We start from the raw sequence: 22,509 nt of genomic DNA, 5'->3' as shown, positions 1-22,509 counted from the left end.
AATTACGTATGGAAGTGAATTTTTATCGCGCAGCGTTACTGGCTGTGACGATCTTTTTAGTCGGGTGCGATGAGGCCCCGAAACCCGCTCAGACCACGACACCTGCCACCGTTCTGGAAGGTAAAACGATGGGCACTTTCTGGCGGGTCAGTGCGGTGGGCGTAGATGCCAAACGCGTCGGGGAACTGCAGGCGAAGATCCAGACTCAGTTGGATGCCGACGATCAACTTCTCTCTACCTATAAAAATGATTCTGCGTTGATGCGCTTTAACCTGTCGACAAGCCTGTCGCCATGGCCGGTTAATGATGCCATGGCAGATATCGTGACTTCGGCGCTGCGCATTGGCGCAAAAACCGATGGGGCCATGGATATTACCGTGGGACCGTTGGTCAATCTGTGGGGATTTGGCCCGGATAAGCAACCGGTGCATATTCCCACTCAGGCGCAAATTGACGCAGCCAAAGCGCAAACCGGGCTTTCACATCTGAAGGTTGTTAATGAGGCTCATCGGAACTATCTGCAAAAAGATTTGCCCGAGCTGTATGTGGACCTCTCGACCGTTGGTGAAGGTTATGCCGCCGATCATCTGGCACGATTAATGGAGCAGGAAGGGATCGCCCGTTATCTGGTTTCCGTTGGCGGCGCGCTGAACAGCCGCGGTATGAATGCAGAAGGGCATCCGTGGCGAGTCGCGATTCAGAGGCCTACCGATCGTGAAAACGCGGTACAGGCGATTGTCGACATTAACGGGCATGGCATTAGCACCTCCGGCAGCTACCGTAACTATTATGAGTTGGATGGTAAGCGCCTTTCCCATGTTATCGATCCTCAAACCGGTCGCCCGATTGAACACAACCTGGTGTCCGTGACGGTGATTGCCCCAACGGCGCTGGAGGCTGACGGCTGGGATACCGGATTGATGGTCCTCGGCCCGCAAAAGGCCAAAGAGGTGGTACGTCGTGAAGGTCTGGCGGTCTATATGATTATGAAAGAGGGTGAGGGGTTTAAAACCTGGATGTCGCCGCAGTTCAAAAGCTTTCTGGTCAGCGAGAAAAATTAAAAAGCAAGATTGCGGGTTTTTGTATCCGCCTATGGGGACACACTGAGGCTAAGCGCTATGCTTAACAAAGGAGTCCATAATGAAAAATCGTTTACGTGTAACTGATGATGACCGCTGGCAGTCCGTTTTGGCTCGTGACGCCGACGCTGACGGCCAGTTTGTTTTCGCCGTCCAGACTACCGGCATTTTCTGCCGTCCGTCCTGTCGGGCGAAACATGCGCTACGCAAAAATGTCAGTTTTTTTGCCGATGCCAGGCAGGCGCTGGCTGCCGGTTTTCGTCCCTGTAAACGTTGCCAGCCAGATAAAGACAGCGCACAGCAGCATCGGCTGGAGAAAATAGCCCGCGCCTGCCAGTTGCTGGAGCAGGAACCCCCCCTTACGCTGGACGAACTGGCGCGGCAGGTGGCAATGAGCCCCTATCACTTACATCGCTTGTTCAAAGCTACGACAGGCATGACCCCGAAAGCGTGGCAGCAGTCCTGGCGTGCCCGCCGTCTGCGCGATGCCCTGGCAAAAGGCGATCCGGTAACGCAGGCGATTCTCAACGCCGGATTCCCCGACAGCAGCAGCTACTACCGACAAGCGGATCAGGCGCTAGGCATGACCGCAAAACAATTTCGTAAAGGCGGCGACAACGTTTCTGTACGCTATACCCTTGCAAATTGCTCCCTGGGTCGTTGTCTGGTGGCGGAAAGCGAGCGGGGTATCTGTGCGATCTTACTTGGTGATGATGATACGGCGTTGGTTGCGGATCTGCATGAGCTGTTTCCCGCTGCGCAGGATGTTCCTGCAGATGCCGATTTTCAGCAGCGTGTGCGCGAAGTGATCGCCGCGATCAATTCGCGTGACGCGTCGCTATCGCTGCCCCTGGATATCAGGGGCACCGCATTTCAGCAGCAGGTGTGGCAGGCGCTGCGCACAATTCCATGCGGCGAAACGATGAGCTACCAGCAACTGGCCAGCGCTATCGGTAAACCGAAGGCGGTACGCGCGGTGGCCGGTGCGTGTGGGGCCAACAAACTGGCGATTGTTATCCCGTGTCACCGGGTTATTCGCGGCGACGGGGCGCTTTCGGGCTACCGGTGGGGCATTGCGCGCAAAGCGCAGTTACTGCAACGTGAAACTACTGGCGAGGAAACATAATGCTCGATCTCTTTGCGGATGCTAAACCCTGGCAGGAGCCGCTGGCTTCAGGTGCGGTTATTCTGCGACGTTTCGCTTTTGATTCCGCGCCCCCTTTGCTGCAGGCGATAGCGGCTGTCGCCAGACAGTCGCCTTTTCGCCAGATGGTGACGCCCGGCGGTTACACGATGTCGGTGGCGATGACCAACTGTGGTCGTCTGGGGTGGACGACGGATCAGCATGGCTATCTTTATTCTCCGTTTGATCCACTCACCGGCGCGCACTGGCCGCCGCTGCCGGACGCATTTGCTGACCTGTGCCAACAGGCGGCGACGGCGGCGGGCTATGCTGATTTTCAACCCGATGCCTGCCTGATTAACCGCTACACGCCAGGGGCAAAACTGTCTTTACATCAGGATAAAGACGAGCCTGACCTGCGGGCACCGATTGTCTCGGTGTCGCTGGGGCTGCCGGCCATCTTTCAATTTGGCGGATTGCGCCGTAATGATCCCCTAAAGCGTTTGCTGCTGGAACATGGCGATGTCGTGGTGTGGGGCGGTAATTCGCGGTTGTTTTATCATGGGATCCAGCCGCTTAAAACGGGGTATCATCCGTTGACCGGAGACTGTCGCTACAATCTGACGTTTCGCCAGGCGGGTAAAAAAGAATAAAAATAAGAATTATTATTGCTGTCAGCGAAGAGATGTTTAAACTGCGGGCTGTTATTACTTGTCCGGGTTGTGTGCATGGAACTTTTACTTCTTGTCTGGCGGCAGTATCGCTGGCCATTTATCAGCGTTATGGCGCTCAGCCTCGCCAGCGCCGCGTTGGGAATTGGGCTGATTGCGTTTATCAACCAGCGCCTGATTGAAACGGTCGACACCACGCTGATGGTGCTGCCGGAGTTTCTTGGCCTGCTGCTGCTATTGATGGTTGTCACTCTCGGCTCTCAGCTGGCGTTGACCACGCTTGGCCACCACTTTGTCTACCGACTGCGTAGCGAATTTATCAAACGTATTCTGGATACCCACGTCGAGCGTATAGAACAGCTTGGCAGCGCCTCGTTACTGGCCGGTTTAACCAGCGATATTCGCAATATCACCATCGCCTTTGTTCGTCTGCCTGAACTGGTGCAGGGAATTATCCTGACCGTCGGGTCGGCGGCGTATCTGGCGATGCTGTCGACCAAAATGCTGCTGGTGACGGCAATCTGGATGGCAATTACCATCTGGGGCGGATTTGTACTGGTGGCGCGAGTGTATAAACACATGGCCACCCTACGTGAAACAGAAGACAAGTTGTACAACGATTATCAGACTGTGCTGGAAGGGCGCAAAGAGCTGACGCTCAACCGCGAGCGCGCCGAGCATATCTTTAATCAGATGTACGTCCCGGATGCCAAAGAGTACCGTCATCATATTATCCGTGCCGATACTTTCCACCTGAGCGCGGTTAACTGGTCGAACATCATGATGCTGGGCGCCATTGGCCTGGTGTTCTGGATGGCCAACAGTCTGGGCTGGGCGGATACCGCCGTGGCGGCGACCTATTCTCTGACACTGTTATTCCTGCGTACGCCGCTGCTCTCTGCCGTTGGCGCACTGCCGACGCTGCTCACCGCGCAGGTGGCGTTCAACAAGCTGAATAAATTCGCACTGGCACCTTTTAAAGCAGAGTTCCCGCGTCCAACCGCATTTCCTAATTGGCAAACGCTGGAGCTGCGTAACGTGGTTTTCCATTATCAGGACAACGCATTTTCCGTAGGGCCGGTGAATCTGACTATTCATCGTGGTGAACTGATCTTTCTGATTGGCGGTAACGGTAGTGGGAAATCTACGCTGGCGATGTTACTGACCGGACTATACCAGCCGCAGTCAGGTGAGATTTTGCTTGATGGTAAGGCCGTTGCCGTTGAAAAGCCGGAGGACTATCGCAAGCTGTTCTCCGCCGTGTTTACCGACGTCTGGCTGTTCGACAAACTGCTGGGGCCGGAAGGTAAAGAGGCTAATCCGCAGCTGGTTGCGAAGTGGCTGGAACATCTGAAGATGGGTCACAAGCTGGAGCTGAGCGATGGCCGTATCCTCAATCTGAAGCTGTCGAAAGGGCAGAAGAAACGCGTGGCGCTGCTGCTGGCCCTGGCGGAGGAGCGCGACATCATTCTGCTGGACGAATGGGCCGCCGATCAGGATCCTCATTTCCGCCGGGAGTTTTATCAGGTCCTGCTACCGCTGATGCAGGAAATGGGTAAAACCATCTTCGCCATTAGTCATGACGATCACTACTTTATTCATGCCGATCGCCTGCTGGAAATGCGCAACGGACAGTTGAGTGAACTGCTGGGCGATGAGCGTGATGCTGCCTCTCGTGACGCGGTGGCGCGCACGGCATGATCCCACATGCCGCTGGTTTTTTATCCACCCGGCGGCACTGTTTATTGTTATTTACATAAATCGGCATCATGATTAATGATATTTCATATCATGGATTTATGATTAATGTCCGTTACAAACAAAAACAGCGCCAGGCTGCGTGATGAAGAGCGTGCGCGTCTAATCTGGCTGCTGACCACAGATAAAGCCATTATTTCAACCCTGTTGGGCAAGCTTACCCTGGCTGAGCAATATGACGTCGGTACGTTAGCCGACGATATTGCTGAGGTAGGGGCGCTGGTAGCTCACCTGCCGCCGCCCGATTTGGCCGATACCCTGGAAGCCTTACCCTCTGAAGAGCGCCACGCCCTGTGGCGACTGGTCGAAAGTGAAAAGCGCGGTAACGTACTGCTTGAGGCGTCAGAGAACGTCTGGGACGATCTGATCGATGAGATGAGCGACCGCGAGCTGCTGGATGCGTTGCAATATCTTGATATCGACGAGCAGATTTATCTGGTCCAGCATCTCCCTCGTAACCTTACGGGACGACTGCTGGCAACGTTACCGGCCGAGGAGCGAGCGCGCGTCCGTCAGGTGCTGCACTACGAGAAGAACCGCGTCGGTGCGATCATGGAGTTCGAGGTCATCACCGTGCGTCCGGACGTGACGCTGGAAGTGGTGCAACGCTACCTGCGACGACTGGGGAAAATGCCGGAGAACACCGATAAACTCTTCGTGACCGATCGTAATAAAGTGCTGGTCGGTGAACTGACGCTAACCTGTATTCTGCTCAATGATGTGCAGCGAAAAGTCAGCGAGGTGATGGAAGATGACCCGCTCACCTTTTCTCCGGAGGATATCGCCGAAAACGCTGCGCGTACCTTCGAACGTGACAACCTTGTCAGTGCCGCGGTAGTTGACCCTTCAGGTAAACTGATGGGTCGCTTAACCATTGATGAGATCGTTGATGTGGTTTATGAAGAAACCGATACCGATCTGCGTCGAATGGGGGGCTTAAGCGCCGAAGAAGATGTGTTTGCTCCCGTTACGAAAGCGGTAAAAACCCGCTGGGCATGGTTGGCCGTTAACCTCTGTACTGCCTTTATCGCTTCGCGAGTGATCGACGGCTTTGAACATACTATTTCGCAATTGGTGGCGCTGGCCTCGCTGATGCCGATTGTGGCGGGGATCGGCGGCAACACCGGGAATCAAACCATCACCATGATCGTTCGCGCGCTGGCGCTACAAAATATTCAGCCGGGAAACCTGACGTTTTTGATCCTGCGCGAAATGGGCGTAGCGTTGATTAATGGCCTCGTGTGGGGCGGAATCATGGGCGGCATTACCTGGTGGCTGTACGATGACATGGCGCTCGGCGCCGTGATGACTTTGGCGATGATGCTCAATCTGCTGATGGCGGCGTTGATGGGCGTTATTATTCCGATGACGATGGTGAAGCTCGGGCGCGACCCGGCGGTCGGCTCGAGCGTCATGATTACGGCAATCACCGATACCGGCGGTTTCTTTATTTTTCTCGGTCTGGCGACGCTGTTTCTGATGTAGCCGCACGTTGGCGTCTGACGATACGCGGCAAAATGAGCATCGTCATTACCCCGGCAACCACGCCAATCGCCAGGTTGCCGGTCGACACCGTGGCCGCGACGGTCACCAGCATCACCAGGGTTTCAGTGACGGGGAGTTTCGTCAGCGTGGTGGGCTGGATGCTGTGCCAACTGAAGGTTTTCACCGCCACAATCACCATAATCCCCGCCAGCACCGACATGGGGATTTTCGCCATCACTTCGCTTAAGGCGGTGACCAGCAGTAACAATACCAGCCCTGCGGCAAACGTTGAGACGCGGCTGCGTCCTTTACCCATCTCAACGTTAACGATGGTTTGACCAATCATCGCGCACCCGGCAATACCGCCATAAAATCCGGCCAGAATATTGGCTATCCCCAGCCCGGCGCTCTCGCGATTCTTATTCGACGGCGTAACCGTCAGATCATCCACCAGACGGGCGGTTAACAATGACTCCATCAAACCAACAAAAGCGATGCTCAACGCGCAGGGCCAGATAATCGCCAGCGTGTGCAGGTTGAGTGGGACGAGTAGCTGCGTTAATCCCGGCAGGCCGCCGCTCATTGAACCTTCGTCACCGACGGTCGGTAACAGTTGCCCGCTGGTGACAGTGAACAGGGTCAGCAGCACGATGGCGATAAGCGGTGCGGGGATTGCTTTAATAAAACGCGGAACCCAAAGCACAATCAACAGCGTCAGGACAAACAGCCCCCAGATTAGCGGGCTTTTACTCCAGAAATGCGGGACTTGGGCAAAGAAAATTAAAATACCCAGCGCGTTCACAAAGCCGGTCATGACGGCCGTAGGGATGAATCGCATCAGACGCGCCATTCCTAATACGCCAAACAGGATCTGAATCATCCCGGCCAGCACCACCGCAGGCAGAATATATTGCACACCGAATTGATGCACCATCGGGCCTATTACCAACGCAACCGATCCTGCAGCGGCGGTTACCATTGCCGGACGTCCGCCTAAAAATGACATCGCCAGGCATAGTACGACCGAGGCTATCAGGCTGACTTTAGGATCGACGCCGGCGATAACGGAAAAAGAGATCACTTCCGGGATCAGCGCCAGGGCGGTTACCACACCGGCCAGCGTTTCGCGAACCAGCAGACGGGGTTGGCGCAGGACGGCACGGGTCGTGTGTTCCGCGACAGCGACAGAGGAAGGATGATTTGCAGACATAGTTACACTCAGGTCAAAAATGGCCTGATACAGCAGACCGACAGGCATCCGTGCGGTGAATAGCAAAGCGCAGCATAGTACCTGTCTGACGGACTGGTTTCCAGAAATGATTGTCAATAACCGTATAAACTATCAACGTATTAATAACATTTTTAAAAATTAAATATAATTTATAAACAATATTTAATTATTTTTACTTAAGTGTTACCGTTGATGCCGCTCGATTTTCACCTGCATTAAAAGCAAAAAAGCGATACTAAAAGTAAGGCATTAACATTATGAAAAAAGTGACTGCCATGCTCTTCACCATGGCTGTAGGGCTGAACGTTGTCTCAATGGCAGCAAAAGCGAAAGCGGCGCAAGAGCAGGAAACGGATGTACTGTTGATTGGCGGCGGCATCATGAGCGCCACGCTGGGAACCTATTTACAGGAGCTGGAGCCGCAATGGTCAATGACCATGGTAGAGCGACTGGATGGTGTAGCGCAGGAAAGCTCAAACGGCTGGAATAACGCCGGAACCGGCCACTCCGCACTGATGGAGCTGAACTACACGCCTAAAAAGGCCGACGGTAGCATCAGCATTGAAAAGGCAGTCGAAATCAACGAAGCCTTCCAGATTTCCCGCCAGTTCTGGGCCTATCAGGTCAATAATGGCGTGATGCATGAACCACACTCATTTATCACCACCGTCCCACACATGAGTTTTGTCTGGGGTGACGAGAACGTGAACTTCCTGCGCGCACGTTACGCCGCACTGCAGCAGAGCACGTTATTCCGCGGTATGCGTTATTCCGAAGATCATGCGCAGATTAAAGAGTGGGCGCCGCTGGTCATGGAAGGTCGCGATCCGCAGCAGAAAGTCGCGGCAACGCGTACCGAGATTGGTACTGACGTAAACTACGGCGAAATCACGCGCCAGCTGATTGCTTCGTTGCAGAAAAAGCCCAACTTTGCGCTGCAACTGAGTACCGAAGTGCGTGGCTTTAAGCGTAATGCCGATAATAGCTGGACGGTTACGGTCGCCGATCTGAAAAATAACGAAACGGAACACGATATCAAGGCGAAGTTTGTCTTTATCGGTGCCGGTGGCGCTGCGCTGAAGCTGTTGCAGGAAACCGACATTCCGGAAGCGAAAGGCTATGCCGGATTCCCGGTGGGCGGGCAGTTCCTGGTTGCGGACAATCCGGACGTGGTCAATCGCCACCTGGCGAAAGTGTACGGTCAGGCCTCCGTTGGCGCGCCCCCGATGTCCGTACCGCACATCGATACGCGTATCCTTGATGGCAAACGCGTCGTGCTGTTTGGGCCATTTGCAACTTTCTCCACCAAATTCCTGAAAAACGGTTCATTGTGGGACCTGCTCAGCTCGACCACCACCTCGAACTTTATGCCGATGGTCAACGTGGGTCTGGATAACTTCGATCTGGTCAAATATCTGGTAAGCCAGGTGATGCTCAGCGATGACGACCGTTTCGCCGCGCTGCAAGAGTACTATCCGCAGGCGAAAAAAGAAGACTGGCGTTTATGGCAGGCGGGTCAGCGTGTGCAGATCATCAAAAGTGATGCGGAGAAGGGCGGTGTGCTGCGTCTGGGAACCGAAGTTGTTAGCGATAAAGAGGGCACGATTGCTGCGCTGCTGGGGGCTTCTCCGGGTGCGTCAACCGCGGCACCGATTATGCTGCATCTGATGGAAAAAGTGTTTAAAGATAAAGTGGCCAGCCCCGAGTGGCAGGCGAAACTGAAAACCATTATTCCGTCTTATGGTACCAGGCTGAACGGTAACGTTGCGGCTACGGAACAAGAACTGCAATACACCAGTGAAGTACTGGGGCTGAAATATGACAAGCCGCAGGTTGCTGATGAAGCGCCGAAACCACAGCTGAAACCTCAGGCACAACCGCAGCCTGAGCAGAAAGCCGTCGCGGATATTGCACTGTAAATAAAATGCCGGATGGCGCTGTTGCGCTTATCCGGCCTGGTTTATGCGTCTGTAGGCCGGATAAGGCGGTACGCCGCCATCCGGCACATTCACACTTAGCGCGCCACAGCGTCCTGAATCTTTTCTTCCGCTTTCCAGATACGGTATTTAACTTCCACGTTTTCCGGGGTGTAGACCACAATCGGCAACTTGCTGTTGTAACGCAGCATGCCGTCATCACCCAGATGCGCAGTAATGAATTTCTTCTCTTTCTTACCGTCCGGGCAGGCCATCATGGTTGAAACCGGAGAGGTAACTTTGTCAAAAACATAGTAATCATATCCCCAACCTTCCAGCGTTTTGCTATCCAGTTCACCGCCCAAACGGTGTTGATTACAGTCAACTTCCAGCGTTTGTCCGATCAGCAGTTCTACTTTCAGAGTAGATTCATCTTTCTCAGGGGTAAGCTGGATAACCTGGCGCTTCATACCCTTTTCCGCCTTGGGATAAGGGGCGACTTTTTCCAGCGGCTGAGCGGCGGTATCGTTACTGGCAGCCCATGCAGAGGTGCTGGCAAAGGCGGCGAAAAGTACGGCAGGGACAATTGTCTTCATCTTATTGTTCACAGTGTTTCCTTTCTTCTGTCTTATGAACGAGTCTGTAGCAGGTTAACATATTTGTATAATCTATTAATCTGGATTTACTTATATTTAAAGTGTATTGGGTAGTGGTTTACTATCAAAGTAGCGATATGTTCCAGGAATTATCCTAATATTGAGATCTTCATCTTTTGGAGTTAACCGTTATATAAACCTTTATATAACTCATTGAAATGTGAGCAAAAGCGCATTTTTTTCCGCCAACTCAACACTCCTTTGATCCGGCAACAGCATTTACCCCGATTGGGGTATGCACCTCTAACACATCCTGAAATATCTTACGGCTAAAAATAACTACTCATAAATAGTGCAGTTTTTTATGTCGTTCAACCCGCCGAGGGAGGGCGTCATTATGGAAGGACAATGTCATGGTTGATTTATCCCGTCGAGGCATGTTGACAGGTAGCTGGCGAAACGCCAGCGCGGGGATCCGTCCGCCGTGGAGCAAGGAAGACTCTAACTTTCTCGCCCATTGCCTCCGTTGTGACGCCTGCGTCCAGGCGTGTGAAACCGACATCCTGCAGCGAGGCCAGGGTGGTTACCCGAGCGTAAATTTCAAACACGGCGAGTGCAGCTTTTGCTATGCCTGCGCTGAAGCCTGTCCCGAATCACTTTTTCTTCCGCGCCACACCAGGGCATGGGATCTGAATTTTACGATTGGGGAAAACTGTCTCGCACATCAGTCCGTTGAATGTCATCGCTGTCAGGATAGCTGTGAACCCATGGCCATAACCTTTCGCCCCACGCTGTCCGGCATTTATCAGCCGCAGCTCGACAATCAGGCCTGTAACGGATGTGGCGCATGTGTCGCTATCTGCCCGGTATCAGCCATTAACGCGGAGTACAACCATGGACAATAACTGGCAGGTCTGCAGTCTGGTCGTTCAGGCCAAAAGTCAGCATATCAATGATATCGCCACCCAGTTGCGTTTGTTTCCGGGTTGCGAAGTTGCACTCAGCGATGTCGAAAGCGGTCAGTTGATCGTGGTGGTGGAAGCTGAGCACAGCGAAACGTTAATGAAAACTATTGAGTCAGTACGCAACGTTGCGGGCGTACTGGCGGTGTCGCTGGTTTATCACCAGCAGGATGAGCAAGGTGAGGAAACACCATGAAACTCAGTCGTCGTAGCTTTATGAAAGCTAACGCCGTTGCGGCCGCTGCGGCGGCTGCCGGGTTAAGCGTGCCGGGCGTAGCCCGCGCGGTAGTCGGTCAGCAAGAAGCCATCAAATGGGACAAAGCCCCGTGCCGTTTTTGCGGGACGGGCTGTGGCGTATTGGTCGGGACGCAGCAAGGGCGTGTTGTGGCATGCCAGGGCGATCCGGATGCGCCGGTTAACCGTGGGCTTAACTGCATCAAAGGTTACTTCCTGCCGAAAATCATGTACGGAAAAGACCGTTTAACGCAGCCGATGCTGCGCATGAAGGACGGTAAGTATCACAAAGAAGGCGAGTTTACCCCGATTAGCTGGGACCAGGCCTTTGACGTGATGGAAGAGAAATTCAAAACGTCGATGAAAGAGAAAGGCCCAGAGTCTATCGGTATGTTCGGCTCTGGCCAGTGGACGATTTGGGAAGGTTATGCCGCTGCCAAATTGTTTAAAGCGGGTTTCCGTTCCAATAACATCGATCCGAACGCGCGTCACTGCATGGCCTCAGCGGTAGTCGGCTTTATGCGTACCTTTGGTATGGATGAGCCGATGGGCTGTTACGACGATATCGAGCATGCAGACGCTTTTGTCCTGTGGGGCGCGAATATGGCGGAGATGCACCCGATCCTGTGGTCGCGCATCACCAACCGTCGTCTGTCCGATCCTAACGTGAACGTCGCGGTTCTCTCCACCTTCCAGCACCGCAGCTTTGAGCTGGCGGATAACGGTATGGTGTTCACGCCGCAAACCGATCTGGTGATCCTCAACTACATCGCTAACTACATCATTCAAAACAATGCGATAAACCAGGATTTCTTTAGCAAGCACGTTAACCTGCGTAAAGGCGTGACGGACATCGGCTACGGTCTGCGTCCAACCCATCCGCTGGAAAAAGCGGCGAAGAACCCGGGATCTGATGCCTCTGAACCGATGAGCTTTGAGGATTACAAAGCCTTCGTTGCTGAGTACACGCTGGATAAAACCGCCGAAATGACCGGCGTACCAAAAGATCAACTGGAACAGCTGGCGCAGCTGTATGCCGATCCGAAGAAAAAAGTCATCTCCTACTGGACGATGGGCTTCAACCAGCACACACGCGGCGTGTGGGCCAACAACCTGGTCTATAACCTGCACCTGTTGACCGGCAAAATTTCCCAGCCAGGCTGCGGCCCGTTCTCTTTGACCGGTCAGCCTTCCGCATGCGGTACCGCGCGTGAAGTCGGGACGTTCTCCCACCGTCTGCCTGCGGATATGGTGGTAACGAACGAAAAACACCGCGATATCTGCGAGAAGCACTGGAATATTCCGTCAGGGACCATTCCGGCAAAAATTGGTCTGCACGCCGTAGCACAGGACCGTGCGCTGAAAGATGGCAAGCTCAATGTCTACTGGGCGATGTGTACCAACAACATGCAGGCCGGTCCAAACATCAACGAAGAGCGTATGCCGGGCTGGCGCGATCCGCGCAACTTCATCATTGTCTCCGATCCGTACCCGACGGTCAGCGCCCTGTCAGCTGACCTGATCTTGCCGACCGCGATGTGGGTAGAGAAAGAAGGCGCCTACGGGAATGCGGAACGTCGTACACAGTTCTGGCGTCAGCAGATTAAAGCGCCGGGCGAATCGAAATCGGATCTGTGGCAACTGGTGCAGTTTTCCCGTCGCTTCAAAACCGAAGAAGTGTGGCCGGAAGAGCTGCTGGCGCAGAAACCAGAGCTGCGCGGCAAAACGTTGTATGACGTGCTGTTTGCTACGCCTGCAGTGACGAAATTCCCGGTGGCTGAACTGGCTGAAGATCAACTTAACGATGAATCCCGCGAGCTGGGCTTCTATCTGCAGAAAGGGTTGTTCGAAGAGTACGCCTGGTTCGGTCGTGGCCACGGACACGATCTCGCACCGTTTGACGATTACCACAAAGCGCGCGGTTTACGCTGGCCGGTTGTTGAGGGCAAAGAGACCCAGTGGCGTTACAGCGAAGGTAACGATCCTTATGTGAAAGCGGGTGAAAGCTACAAGTTCTACGGTAAGCCGGACGGCAAAGCAGTTATCTTCGCGCTGCCATTTGAGCCTGCCGCAGAAGCCCCGGATAAAGAGTACGACCTGTGGCTGTCTACCGGACGTGTGCTGGAGCACTGGCATACCGGCAGCATGACGCGTCGCGTGCCTGAACTGCACCGTGCTTTCCCGGAAGCCGTGCTGTTTATCCATCCGCTGGATGCAAAAGCACGCGATCTGCGCCGTGGCGATAAAGTCAAAGTGGTTTCCCGTCGTGGCGAAGTTATCTCGATTGTTGAAACGCGCGGGCGTAACCGTCCGCCACAGGGGCTGGTGTACATGCCGTTCTTCGACGCCGCACAGCTGGTGAACAACCTGACGCTGGATGCGACGGATCCGCTCTCCAAAGAGACGGATTTCAAGAAGTGCGCCGTGAAACTGGCGAAGGTGTAACGCGTTATGTCCCGGTCAGCAAAACCCCAAAATGGCCGCCGCCGCTTTCTGCGCGACATGGTTCGTGCAGCGGGCGGGCTGGCCGTCGTTGGCGTGGCGCTGGGGTTGCAACAACAAACCGCTCGTGCAAGCGGCGTGCGGTTGCGTCCGCCAGGCGCACTGAGCGAGGAAGCATTCGCCAGCGCCTGCGTGCGCTGCGGTCAGTGCGTTCAGGCATGTCCATATGACACGCTGAAACTGGCGACGCTGGCCTCCGGGCTGGCAGCCGGTACGCCGTATTTTGTCGCCCGCGATATTCCCTGCGAAATGTGTGAGGACATTCCGTGCGCCAAAGTCTGCCCCAGCGGCGCGTTGGACAGGGAAATTGAATCCATTGACGACTCGCGTATGGGACTGGCGGTACTGCTGGATCACGAAAACTGCCTCAACTATCAAGGGTTGCGCTGCGATGTTTGCTATCGCGAGTGTCCGAAAATTGATGAGGCGATCACCCTGGAGCTGGACCGCAACATGCGTACCGGCAAGCATGCGCGGTTTATTCCAACCGTACACAGCGATGCCTGTACCGGCTGTGGGAAATGCGAAAAAGTCTGCGTACTGGAACAGCCAGCAATAAAAGTGCTGCCGCTGTCGCTGGCGAAAGGGGAGTTAGGACACCATTACCGCTTCGGTTGGCTGGAGGGGAACAATGGCAAATCGTAAACGTGATGCCGGGCGTGAGGCGCAGGCAAAAAAAGGATGGTGGAAGAGCCATCGCTGGCTGCTACTGCGTCGTCTGAGTCAGTTTCTGATACTGGCGATGTTCCTGAGCGGCCCGTGGCTTGGCGTGTGGATCCTGCATGGTAACTACAGCAGTAGTTTGTTGTTGGACGCCATTCCGTTCACCGATCCGCTGATTACCCTGCAAAGCCTGGCCAGCGGACACCTGCCGGCGACGGTGGCAATCACGGGGGCGGCCATCATCACGGTGCTGTATGCCCTGGCCGGTAAGCGACTGTTTTGCAGTTGGGTTTGTCCCATGAACCCGGTCACCGATTTAGCCAGCTGGTTGCGCAGAAGGTTTGACCTGAATCAGTCCGCAACCCTGCCGCGCCATATACGGTACGTCCTGCTGGTGGTTATCCTGGTCGGTTCTGCGCTGACCGGTACGCTGCTGTGGGAGTGGATAAATCCAGTCTCGCTGCTCGGACGTAGCCTGGTAATGGGATTTGGCAGCGGAGCGCTGCTGATCCTCGCGCTGTTTTTATTTGATCTACTGGTCGTTGAGCATGGCTGGTGCGGGCATCTTTGCCCACTGGGTGCGCTGTATAGCGTGGTGGGGAGTAAGGGTGCATTAACCGTTTCGGCAAAAGAACGTAACAGATGTAACCGCTGTATGGATTGTTTTCATGTTTGCCCGGAACCGCATGTGCTACGTGCGCCGGTGCTGGATGAGCAAAGTCCGGTGCAGGTAACCAGCCGCGATTGCATGGCCTGCGGTCGCTGCGTGGATGTCTGTTCTGAGGATGTTTTTACAATAACAACACGATGGAGTTCGGGAGCGAAATCATGAAAAGCCATGACCTGATTAAAGCGCTGAGTCAATGGACGGCTGCGCTGGCCCTGGTAGTCAGTGGGGCCGTTTGGGCTGCAAACGGAGTGGATCTGAGCCAGTCACCGGAAGTCTCAGGGACACAGGAAGGGGCGATTCGCATGCCGAAAGAGCAAGTGCGTATGCCGCTGAACTATGTGAATCAGCCGCCGATGGTTCCGCACAGCGTTGAAGGGTATCAGGTGACGACGAACACTAACCGCTGCCTGCAATGCCACGGTGTGGAAAGCTATCGCACCACCGGTGCGCCGCGCATTAGTCCGACGCACTTTATGGATAGCGACGGCAAGGTATTGGCTGAAGTCGCGCCGCGTCGTTATTTCTGCCTGCAATGTCACGTTCCGCAGGCTGACGCCGCGCCGATTGTTGAAAATACCTTCACCCCCTCGAAAGGTTACGGGAAATAAGAGGTCATTATGGAAAATTCTAACCGTAAACCAGGCTGGATTAAGCGCGTCTGGCAATGGTGGCGTCGCCCCAGCCGTCTGGCGCTCGGCACGCTGTTGTTAATCGGCTTTGTGGGCGGCATTATTTTCTGGGGCGGCTTTAATACCGGTATGGAAAAGGCCAATACAGAAGAGTTCTGCATTAGCTGTCACGAAATGCGCAATACGGTATACCAGGAATACATGGAAACCGTACACTACAACAACCGCAGTGGTGTGCGAGCAACTTGCCCTGATTGCCACGTCCCACATGAGTGGGCTCCGAAAATGATCCGTAAGATCAAGGCCAGTAAAGAGCTGTACGCGAAAGCACTGGGGTTAATAGATACACCGCAAAAATTTGAAGACCATCGTCTGACGATGGCGCAAAATGAGTGGCGGCGTATGAAAGATAATAATTCGCAAGAGTGTCGCAATTGTCACAACTTCGAGTTTATGGATTTAACCGCCCAGAAAGGCGTTGCGGCCAAAATGCACGACCAGGCCGTGAAAGACGGGCAAACCTGTATTGACTGTCATAAAGGGATAGCGCACAAACTGCCTGATATGCGCGAAGTCAAACCGGGCTTTTAACAGGATGTAGATAACCAGGTATGCTTGAAGCCAGAGAATTACTTTGCGAGCGGGATGACAGAATACTGTTCAGCGATTTGTCATTTCGCGTTAACGCAGGGGAATGGGTACAAATTACCGGCAGCAACGGCGCAGGAAAAACCACTCTGCTGCGGTTGCTTACCGGGCTGGCGCGTCCCGATGCAGGGGAGGTTTGCTGGCAAGAGCAACCGCTGCATCACGTACGGGACAGCTACCATCAGCAATTGCTGTGGATCGGACATCAGCCGGGGATAAAAACCCGGCTTTCGGCGTTGGAGAACCTGCGTTTCTTCCACCATGATGGCGACATCGCACAGTGCCTGGCAGCGCTGGCGCAGGCGGGACTTGCCGGATATGAAGATATCCCGGTGAACCAACTTTCCGCCGGGCAACAGCGGCGCGTGGCGCTGGCTCGTTTGTGGCTGACCCGCGCCCGGCTGTGGATCCTCGATGAACCTTTTACCGCCATTGATGTGAACGGCGTTGAGCGACTGACTCAGCGTATGGCGCAGCATACGGAGCAGGGCGGTATTGTTATTCTCACCACTCATCAACCGCTCAATGTCGAGACTAATAAAGTGCGACGTATTGCGCTGACCAGCGAGAGGGCAACGCAATGATGTGGCGAATTTTCCGTTTAGAACTGCGGGTTGCGTTTCGTCATAGTGCGGAAATCGCTAATCCTTTATGGTTCTTCCTGATTGTTATCACACTGTTCCCACTGAGCATTGGGCCGGAGCCGCAGCTACTGGCACGTATTGCGCCGGGCATCATCTGGGTTGCGGCGCTGCTGGCGTCGTTGCTGGCGCTGGAACGCCTGTTTCGTGATGATCTACAGGACGGCAGCCTTGAGCAACTGATGCTGCTGCCGCTGCCGCTACCGGCCGTGGTGCTGGCGAAAGTGATGGCGCACTGGGTCGTGACCGGCCTGCCGCTGTTAATCCTCTCGCCGCTGGTGGCGCTGCTGCTGGGCATGGATATGTACGGCTGGAAAATTATGGCGCTGACCTTGTTACTCGGAACACCGACGCTGGGCTTTCTCGGCGCGCCGGGTGTGGGGTTGACGGTGGGCTTAAAGCGCGGCGGCGTGCTGTTAAGCGTGTTGGTACTCCCGCTTACCATACCCTTACTGATTTTTGCGACCGCCGCGATGGATGCGGCTTCCATGCACCTACCGGTCGAAGGGTACATGGCGATTCTGGGCGCGTTGCTGGTAGGCAGCGCTACGTTAAGCCCGTTTGCCACAGCCGCGGCGTTACGGATAAGCGTGCAGTAGTGCAGTTAGATGTGCAGGCCGGGCAAGGCGCTCCGGCAAAACGGATATTAATTTATGGAGTCTGGTGACTGAACTATGTGGAAAACACTTCATCAATTGGCGATGCCTCCTCGGCTCTATCAGATCTGTGGCTGGTTTATCCCGTGGCTGGCAATTGCCAGCGCGGTGGTACTGATAACAGGATGGATCTGGGGCTTTGGCTTCGCGCCGGCGGATTATCAGCAGGGGCAAAGCTATCGCATTATTTATCTGCACGTTCCGGCGGCGATTTGGTCGATGGGTATTTACGCCTCGATGGCCGTTGCCGCGTTTATCGGCCTGGTCTGGCAGATGAAAATGGCTAATCTGGCGCTGGCTGCGATGGCGCCGATTGGTGCAGTGTTTACCTTTATTGCGCTGGTTACGGGGTCCGCATGGGGCAAACCGATGTGGGGAACCTGGTGGGTTTGGGATGCCCGACTCACCTCGGAACTGGTGCTGCTGTTTCTCTACGTTGGCGCCATTGCACTGTGGCATGCCTTTGACGACCGTCGTCTGGCAGGTCGCGCTGCCGGTATTCTGGTGCTGATTGGCGTGGTCAACTTACCGATCATTCATTACTCGGTCGAGTGGTGGAATACGCTGCATCAGGGGTCAACCCGTATGCAGCAGAGTATCGATCCGGCAATGCGCGCGCCGCTGCGTCTGGCGATCGTCGGCTACCTGTTACTGTTTGTCACGCTGGCGCTAATGCGCATGCGTAACCTGATTTTGATGATGGAAAAACGCCGCCCGTGGGTGAGCGAACTGATCTTAAAAAGAGGCCGCCAATGACCCCTGCATTTGCATCATGGAGTGATTTTTTCGCGATGGGCGGTTACGCCTTGTATGTCTGGCTGGCTGTAGCCATGAGCGTTATCCCACTGGTGGCGCTGGTGCTGCATTCTGCGTTACAGCATCGCGCAATCTTACGCGGTGTGGCGCAGCAGCGGGCGAGAGAAGCGCGCATGCGTGCGGCGCAAGTGCAACGGGAGGCGGCGTGAATATTCGACGTAAAAATCGGCTATGGATTGCCTGCGCGGTCCTGGCGGGTCTGGCTTTGACCATTACGCTGGTGCTCTACGCGCTGCGTTCCAATATCGATCTATTTTATACGCCGGGAGAGATACTCTACGGTAAGCGCGAGACGCAGCAGATGCCCGAAGTCGGTCAGCGCCTGCGCGTGGGGGGCATGGTCATGCCCGGTAGCGTGAAGCGCGATCCGCAGTCGTTGAAGGTGAATTTCAGCATCTACGACGCCGAAGGTGTGGTGGATGTAACTTATGAAGGCATTCTGCCGGATCTGTTCCGCGAAGGGCAGGGCGTCGTCGTTCAGGGCGAGCTGGACAATGGAAATCATGTGCAGGCCAAAGAAGTGCTCGCCAAACATGATGAAAATTACACTCCGCCGGAAGTCGAAAAGGCGATGCAGGAAAACCACCGTCGTCCGGAAAGCGTGTATAAGGATAAAACGTCATGATGCCTGAAATTGGCAATGCGCTGTTGTGCCTTGCGCTTGGCGTTGCATTACTGCTGTCGGTCTATCCGCTGTGGGGCGTAGCGCGCGGTGATGTGCGGATGATGGCCTCCGCGCGGCCCTTTGCCTGGATTCTGTTTATCTGCGTGATGGGGGCGTTCCTGATTCTGGTCAACGCTTTCGTGGTTAATGACTTTACCGTCACCTATGTAGCCAGTAACTCCAATACCCAGCTTCCGGTCTGGTATCGGGTGGCGGCGACGTGGGGCGCGCATGAAGGTTCACTGCTGCTATGGGTGCTGCTGATGAGCGGCTGGACGTTCGCCGTTGCGGCGTTCAGTCAGCGTATGCCGCTGGATATCGTCGCCCGCGTACTGGCGGTGATGGGGATGGTGAGCGTTGGCTTCCTGCTGTTTATTCTGTTTACCTCTAACCCGTTTGCCCGCACGTTACCTGACTTCCCTATTGAAGGGCGCGATCTGAACCCGCTATTGCAGGATCCGGGGCTGATTTTCCATCCGCCGTTGCTGTACATGGGGTATGTCGGCTTCTCTGTAGCCTTTGCGTTTGCGATTGCCGCGCTGATGAGCGGACGACTGGACAGTACCTTCGCCCGTTTTTCTCGTCCATGGACGCTGGCGGCTTGGGTGTTTCTGACGCTGGGCATTGTGCTCGGTTCGGCCTGGGCCTATTACGAGCTGGGCTGGGGCGGCTGGTGGTTCTGGGATCCGGTTGAGAACGCCTCATTTATGCCATGGCTGGTGGGGACGGCGCTGATGCACTCGTTGTCGGTAACTGAACAGCGTGCCAGTTTTAAAGCCTGGACGCTGCTGCTGTCAATCTGTGCGTTCTCGCTGTGCCTGTTAGGTACTTTCCTGGTGCGTTCCGGCGTGCTGGTGTCGGTGCATGCTTTCGCCTCCGATCCGTCGCGCGGAATGTTTATTCTGGCCTTTATGGTGCTGGTCATTGGCGGTTCCCTGCTGCTGTTTGCGGTGCGCGGTCACAAGGTTCGCTCACGGGTAAACAACGCGCTGTGGTCGCGTGAATCGCTACTACTGGGCAACAACGTCCTGCTGATTGCCGCCATGCTGGTCGTGCTATTGGGCACGCTGTTGCCACTGGTGCACAAACAGTTGGGGCTGGGCAGCATTTCGATTGGCGAACCGTTCTTCAATACTATGTTCACCTGGCTGATGGCGCCGTTCGCACTGCTGCTGGGGATTGGGCCATTAGTGCGCTGGGGCCGCGACCGACCGCGTAAATTGAAAACGTTACTGATTATCGCGTTTGTCACCACGCTTGTTCTGTCGCTGCTGCTGCCGTGGCTATTTGAAGATCGCATTGCCGCTATGACGGTGGTGGGGCTGGCGATGGCGTGCTGGATATTCGTGCTGGCGATGTCCGAAGCGTACCTGCGTGTTTCCCGCGGGACAAAACTGACGGCCAGCTACTGGGGCATGGTATCGGGTCACGTTGGGCTGGCGGTTACCATTGTCGGTATCGCCTTTAGCCAGAACTACAGTGTAGAACGCGATGTGCGCATGAAAGCAGGTGATAGCGTCAGTATCCATGACTATCAGTTTACTTTCCGCGAAGTGAAAGACATTACCGGACCAAACTACCGGGGTGGCGTTGCCATTATCGGCGTTACCCGTGATGGCAAACCGGAAGCCACGCTGCATGCGGAAAAACGCTTCTATAACAGCACCAGCTCGATGATGACCGAAGCAGCAATTGACGGCGGATTCACACGCGATCTGTACGCTGCGCTGGGGGAAGAACTGGATAACGGCGCATGGGCTGTGCGTCTGTACTACAAACCGTTTATTCGCTGGATTTGGGCCGGAGGATTGCTGATGGCGCTGGGCGGGTTGTTCTGCCTGTTTGATCCACGCTATCGCCAGCGCACACGTCCTCGCGCTGCGGTGCAAAAAAATGCGTCGGAGGCTGTATGAAGCGCAACGCACTGTTAATTCCGTTTATTATTTTTCTCATTATTGCAGCGGCATTGCTGTGGCAGTTAGCGCGTAACGCTCAGGGGGACGATCCCACGAATCTGGAATCGGCGCTGATCGGCAAACCTGTTCCGACATTCCGCCTGGAGTCGCTGGAAAATCCGGGTCAGCACTATCAGGCCGATGTGCTGACGCAGGGCAAGCCAGTATTGCTGAACGTCTGGGCGACGTGGTGCCCGACCTGTCGCGCCGAGCATCAGTATCTGAATCAGCTGTCTGCGCAAGGTGTGCGGGTAGTGGGCCTGAACTATAAAGACGATCGTCAGAAAGCTATTGTCTGGCTGAAAGAGCTGGGCAATCCATACGCATTAAGTCTGTTTGACGGCGACGGTATGCTCGGTTTGGATCTGGGCGTGTACGGCGCGCCGGAGACGTTTCTGATCGACGGCAAAGGCATTATTCGCTATCGCCATGCCGGTGATCTGAATGCCCGGGTGTGGGAGAGCGAGATCAAACCGTTGTGGGATAAGTACAGTAAGGAGGCTAAGCAATGAGATTTTTACTGGGCCTGCTGATGCTGGTTATCTCGGGATCTGCGCTTGCGACTATCGACGTGATGCAGTTTAAGGATGAAGCGCAGGAGCAGCAGTTCCGTCAGCTTACCGAACAATTGCGCTGTCCTAAATGCCAGAACAACAGTATTGCCGATTCTAACTCGATGATTGCCACTGACCTGCGCCAGAAAGTGTATGAACTGATGCAGGAAGGGAAAAGTCAGAAAGAAATTGTTGATTATATGGTGGCGCGCTACGGTAACTTCGTCACTTACGATCCACCCTTAACACCGCTTACCGTGCTGCTGTGGGTGATGCCGGTGGTAGCGATTGGTCTGGGTGGCTGGATTATTTTCGCCCGTACCCGCCGACGTGTCCGGGTGAAACAGGAAGCGTTTCCTGACGACGTTATTCCGGAAGGCAAGCGCGGTGGATTTGGGCTGTTTGTGCCTGGTATCGTGGTAGCGCTGGTGGTTGGCGCAGTGAGCTATTATGAAATCGGCAGCTATAAGCAGGTTCAGGTCTGGCAGCAGGCCACCGCTCAGGCTCCGGCCCTGCTGGAACGCGCGTTGGATCCGAAAGCTGACCCGCTCAATGAAGAGGATATGACACGTCTGGCGCTGGGACTGCGCGCGCGTTTACAAGCCGATCCCGCAAATGTTGAAGGCTGGATCATGCTTGGGCGTATTGGCATGGTACTCGGTAACGCCAGTACAGCCACTGAAGCCTATGCCAATGCCTATCGACTGGATCCTAAAAATAGCGATGCGGCGCTGGGCTACGCGGAAGCGCTGACCCGTTCATCCGATCCTGATGATAACCGTCGGGGAGGGGAGCTGTTACGTCAACTGGTGCGTGGCGAGCATGCTAACGTGCGGGTTCTCAGCATGTACGCGTTTAACGCTTTTGAACAGCAGCGCTTCGGCGAGGCGGTTGCGGCGTGGGAGATGATGCTGAAATTATTACCCGCCAACGATACCCGTCGGGCGGTAATAGAACGCAGTATTAAGCAGGCGATGGAGCAGCTAACGCCGCAGGAGAAGTAAGAGTCCAGATTGCCCGAAGGCGTGTTGCTTTCGGGCCTGTGCGGGCTTTGTA

At 54.9% G+C, this 22,509-nt stretch carries 23 protein-coding genes; 21 read left to right on the top strand and 2 right to left on the bottom strand.

Features of this window, described 5'->3' with window-relative positions; translation table 11 throughout:
- Positions 1 to 8: 8 nt before the first annotated feature.
- From apbE to mgtE, 5 genes are all read left to right on the top strand, one after another.
- Positions 9 to 1,061, top strand: a complete 1,053-nt coding sequence (gene apbE, locus OGV77_RS21190; RefSeq protein ID WP_087051307.1) for an FAD:protein FMN transferase ApbE — start codon at positions 9 to 11, stop codon at positions 1,059 to 1,061.
- A 79-nt stretch (positions 1,062 to 1,140) separates the two neighbouring features.
- Entirely contained in the window at positions 1,141 to 2,205 is a 1,065-nt protein-coding gene (ada, locus tag OGV77_RS21185; RefSeq protein ID WP_043017011.1) for a bifunctional DNA-binding transcriptional regulator/O6-methylguanine-DNA methyltransferase Ada, read from the top strand.
- Positions 2,205 to 2,855 carry a DNA oxidative demethylase AlkB gene (gene alkB, locus OGV77_RS21180; protein WP_043017010.1) on the top strand — a complete coding sequence of 217 codons (651 nt, stop codon included), beginning with the start codon at positions 2,205 to 2,207 and terminating at the stop codon, positions 2,853 to 2,855. Before ada ends, alkB begins: the two co-directional genes overlap by 1 nt.
- Positions 2,856 to 2,930: 75 nt before the next feature.
- Complete coding sequence (locus OGV77_RS21175; RefSeq protein ID WP_043017009.1) at positions 2,931 to 4,574, top strand: multidrug ABC transporter permease/ATP-binding protein; 1,644 nt, start codon at positions 2,931 to 2,933, stop codon at positions 4,572 to 4,574.
- Positions 4,575 to 4,679: 105 nt separating this feature from the next.
- Positions 4,680 to 6,116 (top strand): magnesium transporter, encoded by a 1,437-nt coding sequence (mgtE, locus tag OGV77_RS21170; RefSeq protein WP_043017008.1) that lies wholly within the window; start codon positions 4,680 to 4,682, stop codon positions 6,114 to 6,116.
- On the opposite strand, the gene OGV77_RS21165 is transcribed toward mgtE, so the two are convergent.
- A complete protein-coding gene (locus OGV77_RS21165; protein WP_043017955.1) occupies positions 6,079 to 7,326 on the bottom strand; it encodes a SulP family inorganic anion transporter in 1,248 nt (415 codons plus the stop codon). The genes mgtE and OGV77_RS21165 overlap by 38 nt on opposite strands.
- Before the next feature lie 278 nt (positions 7,327 to 7,604).
- Between OGV77_RS21165 and mqo the strand changes: the two genes are divergently transcribed.
- Positions 7,605 to 9,266 (top strand): malate dehydrogenase (quinone), encoded by a 1,662-nt coding sequence (gene mqo / locus OGV77_RS21160; protein WP_043017007.1) that lies wholly within the window; start codon positions 7,605 to 7,607, stop codon positions 9,264 to 9,266.
- A gap of 95 nt (positions 9,267 to 9,361) precedes the next feature.
- Here mqo and eco read toward each other — a convergent pair whose 3' ends face one another.
- A complete protein-coding gene (gene eco / locus OGV77_RS21155) occupies positions 9,362 to 9,859 on the bottom strand; it encodes a serine protease inhibitor ecotin (protein ID WP_075146372.1) in 498 nt (165 codons plus the stop codon).
- A 413-nt stretch (positions 9,860 to 10,272) separates the two neighbouring features.
- Between eco and napF the strand changes: the two genes are divergently transcribed.
- The 15 genes from napF (at position 10,273) to OGV77_RS21080 (ending at position 22,457) form a co-directional block, all read left to right on the top strand.
- Positions 10,273 to 10,764: a ferredoxin-type protein NapF gene (napF, locus tag OGV77_RS21150; protein ID WP_087051308.1), complete on the top strand. Its 492-nt coding sequence runs from the start codon at positions 10,273 to 10,275 to the stop codon at positions 10,762 to 10,764.
- The gene (gene napD / locus OGV77_RS21145) at positions 10,754 to 11,017 is read left to right on the top strand and encodes a chaperone NapD (protein WP_080626296.1); all 264 of its coding nucleotides are present in this window, start codon (positions 10,754 to 10,756) and stop codon (positions 11,015 to 11,017) included. Before napF ends, napD begins: the two co-directional genes overlap by 11 nt.
- Positions 11,014 to 13,500, top strand: coding sequence for a nitrate reductase catalytic subunit NapA (gene napA, locus OGV77_RS21140; protein WP_043017005.1), 2,487 nt, complete (start codon positions 11,014 to 11,016; stop codon positions 13,498 to 13,500). The genes napD and napA overlap by 4 nt, the downstream gene beginning before the upstream one ends.
- Positions 13,501 to 13,506: 6 nt before the next feature.
- Complete coding sequence (napG, locus tag OGV77_RS21135; RefSeq protein ID WP_043017004.1) at positions 13,507 to 14,202, top strand: ferredoxin-type protein NapG; 696 nt, start codon at positions 13,507 to 13,509, stop codon at positions 14,200 to 14,202.
- Positions 14,189 to 15,052, top strand: coding sequence for a quinol dehydrogenase ferredoxin subunit NapH (gene napH / locus OGV77_RS21130; RefSeq protein ID WP_043017003.1), 864 nt, complete (start codon positions 14,189 to 14,191; stop codon positions 15,050 to 15,052). Before napG ends, napH begins: the two co-directional genes overlap by 14 nt.
- Positions 15,049 to 15,498, top strand: coding sequence for a nitrate reductase cytochrome c-type subunit (gene napB / locus OGV77_RS21125; protein ID WP_016153772.1), 450 nt, complete (start codon positions 15,049 to 15,051; stop codon positions 15,496 to 15,498). The genes napH and napB overlap by 4 nt, the downstream gene beginning before the upstream one ends.
- A 9-nt stretch (positions 15,499 to 15,507) precedes the next feature.
- Positions 15,508 to 16,110 carry a cytochrome c-type protein NapC gene (gene napC / locus OGV77_RS21120; RefSeq protein ID WP_006683729.1) on the top strand — a complete coding sequence of 201 codons (603 nt, stop codon included), beginning with the start codon at positions 15,508 to 15,510 and terminating at the stop codon, positions 16,108 to 16,110.
- 20 nt (positions 16,111 to 16,130) lie between these two features.
- Positions 16,131 to 16,751 (top strand): cytochrome c biogenesis heme-transporting ATPase CcmA, encoded by a 621-nt coding sequence (gene ccmA / locus OGV77_RS21115; protein ID WP_087051309.1) that lies wholly within the window; start codon positions 16,131 to 16,133, stop codon positions 16,749 to 16,751.
- Positions 16,748 to 17,407: a heme exporter protein CcmB gene (gene ccmB / locus OGV77_RS21110; RefSeq protein WP_003027542.1), complete on the top strand. Its 660-nt coding sequence runs from the start codon at positions 16,748 to 16,750 to the stop codon at positions 17,405 to 17,407. The genes ccmA and ccmB overlap by 4 nt, the downstream gene beginning before the upstream one ends.
- 75 nt (positions 17,408 to 17,482) lie before the next feature.
- Positions 17,483 to 18,220 carry a heme ABC transporter permease gene (locus OGV77_RS21105; protein WP_043017001.1) on the top strand — a complete coding sequence of 246 codons (738 nt, stop codon included), beginning with the start codon at positions 17,483 to 17,485 and terminating at the stop codon, positions 18,218 to 18,220.
- Positions 18,217 to 18,429 (top strand): heme exporter protein CcmD, encoded by a 213-nt coding sequence (gene ccmD, locus OGV77_RS21100; protein WP_016157004.1) that lies wholly within the window; start codon positions 18,217 to 18,219, stop codon positions 18,427 to 18,429. The genes OGV77_RS21105 and ccmD overlap by 4 nt, the downstream gene beginning before the upstream one ends.
- Positions 18,426 to 18,905 (top strand): cytochrome c maturation protein CcmE, encoded by a 480-nt coding sequence (gene ccmE / locus OGV77_RS21095; protein ID WP_080626297.1) that lies wholly within the window; start codon positions 18,426 to 18,428, stop codon positions 18,903 to 18,905. Before ccmD ends, ccmE begins: the two co-directional genes overlap by 4 nt.
- Entirely contained in the window at positions 18,902 to 20,857 is a 1,956-nt protein-coding gene (locus tag OGV77_RS21090; RefSeq protein ID WP_047409894.1) for a heme lyase CcmF/NrfE family subunit, read from the top strand. Before ccmE ends, OGV77_RS21090 begins: the two co-directional genes overlap by 4 nt.
- Positions 20,854 to 21,411: a thiol:disulfide interchange protein DsbE gene (gene dsbE, locus OGV77_RS21085; protein WP_080626298.1), complete on the top strand. Its 558-nt coding sequence runs from the start codon at positions 20,854 to 20,856 to the stop codon at positions 21,409 to 21,411. The genes OGV77_RS21090 and dsbE overlap by 4 nt, the downstream gene beginning before the upstream one ends.
- Positions 21,408 to 22,457, top strand: a complete 1,050-nt coding sequence (locus OGV77_RS21080) for a cytochrome c-type biogenesis protein CcmH (protein ID WP_087051310.1) — start codon at positions 21,408 to 21,410, stop codon at positions 22,455 to 22,457. Before dsbE ends, OGV77_RS21080 begins: the two co-directional genes overlap by 4 nt.
- Positions 22,458 to 22,509 lie beyond the last annotated feature (52 nt).

It is taken from the genome of Citrobacter sp. Ce129, assembly GCF_030334545.1.
Classification (GTDB): Bacteria; Pseudomonadota; Gammaproteobacteria; order Enterobacterales; family Enterobacteriaceae; genus Citrobacter; species Citrobacter europaeus.
The sequence above is the reverse complement of the archived record's forward strand: the minus strand, read 5'-3'. Positions and strand labels throughout refer to the sequence as shown.

Coding starts and splice junctions, on each gene's coding strand:
- apbE (WP_087051307.1), top strand. CDS start 9: ATGGAAGTGAATTTTTATCGCGCAGCGTTACTGGCTGTGACGATCTTT.
- ada (WP_043017011.1), top strand. CDS start 1,141: ATGAAAAATCGTTTACGTGTAACTGATGATGACCGCTGGCAGTCCGTT.
- alkB (WP_043017010.1), top strand. CDS start 2,205: ATGCTCGATCTCTTTGCGGATGCTAAACCCTGGCAGGAGCCGCTGGCT.
- OGV77_RS21175 (WP_043017009.1), top strand. CDS start 2,931: ATGGAACTTTTACTTCTTGTCTGGCGGCAGTATCGCTGGCCATTTATC.
- mgtE (WP_043017008.1), top strand. CDS start 4,680: ATGTCCGTTACAAACAAAAACAGCGCCAGGCTGCGTGATGAAGAGCGT.
- OGV77_RS21165 (WP_043017955.1), bottom strand. CDS start 7,326: ATGTCTGCAAATCATCCTTCCTCTGTCGCTGTCGCGGAACACACGACC.
- mqo (WP_043017007.1), top strand. CDS start 7,605: ATGAAAAAAGTGACTGCCATGCTCTTCACCATGGCTGTAGGGCTGAAC.
- eco (WP_075146372.1), bottom strand. CDS start 9,859: ATGAAGACAATTGTCCCTGCCGTACTTTTCGCCGCCTTTGCCAGCACC.
- napF (WP_087051308.1), top strand. CDS start 10,273: ATGGTTGATTTATCCCGTCGAGGCATGTTGACAGGTAGCTGGCGAAAC.
- napD (WP_080626296.1), top strand. CDS start 10,754: ATGGACAATAACTGGCAGGTCTGCAGTCTGGTCGTTCAGGCCAAAAGT.
- napA (WP_043017005.1), top strand. CDS start 11,014: ATGAAACTCAGTCGTCGTAGCTTTATGAAAGCTAACGCCGTTGCGGCC.
- napG (WP_043017004.1), top strand. CDS start 13,507: ATGTCCCGGTCAGCAAAACCCCAAAATGGCCGCCGCCGCTTTCTGCGC.
- napH (WP_043017003.1), top strand. CDS start 14,189: ATGGCAAATCGTAAACGTGATGCCGGGCGTGAGGCGCAGGCAAAAAAA.
- napB (WP_016153772.1), top strand. CDS start 15,049: ATGAAAAGCCATGACCTGATTAAAGCGCTGAGTCAATGGACGGCTGCG.
- napC (WP_006683729.1), top strand. CDS start 15,508: ATGGAAAATTCTAACCGTAAACCAGGCTGGATTAAGCGCGTCTGGCAA.
- ccmA (WP_087051309.1), top strand. CDS start 16,131: ATGCTTGAAGCCAGAGAATTACTTTGCGAGCGGGATGACAGAATACTG.
- ccmB (WP_003027542.1), top strand. CDS start 16,748: ATGATGTGGCGAATTTTCCGTTTAGAACTGCGGGTTGCGTTTCGTCAT.
- OGV77_RS21105 (WP_043017001.1), top strand. CDS start 17,483: ATGTGGAAAACACTTCATCAATTGGCGATGCCTCCTCGGCTCTATCAG.
- ccmD (WP_016157004.1), top strand. CDS start 18,217: ATGACCCCTGCATTTGCATCATGGAGTGATTTTTTCGCGATGGGCGGT.
- OGV77_RS21090 (WP_047409894.1), top strand. CDS start 18,902: ATGATGCCTGAAATTGGCAATGCGCTGTTGTGCCTTGCGCTTGGCGTT.
- dsbE (WP_080626298.1), top strand. CDS start 20,854: ATGAAGCGCAACGCACTGTTAATTCCGTTTATTATTTTTCTCATTATT.
- OGV77_RS21080 (WP_087051310.1), top strand. CDS start 21,408: ATGAGATTTTTACTGGGCCTGCTGATGCTGGTTATCTCGGGATCTGCG.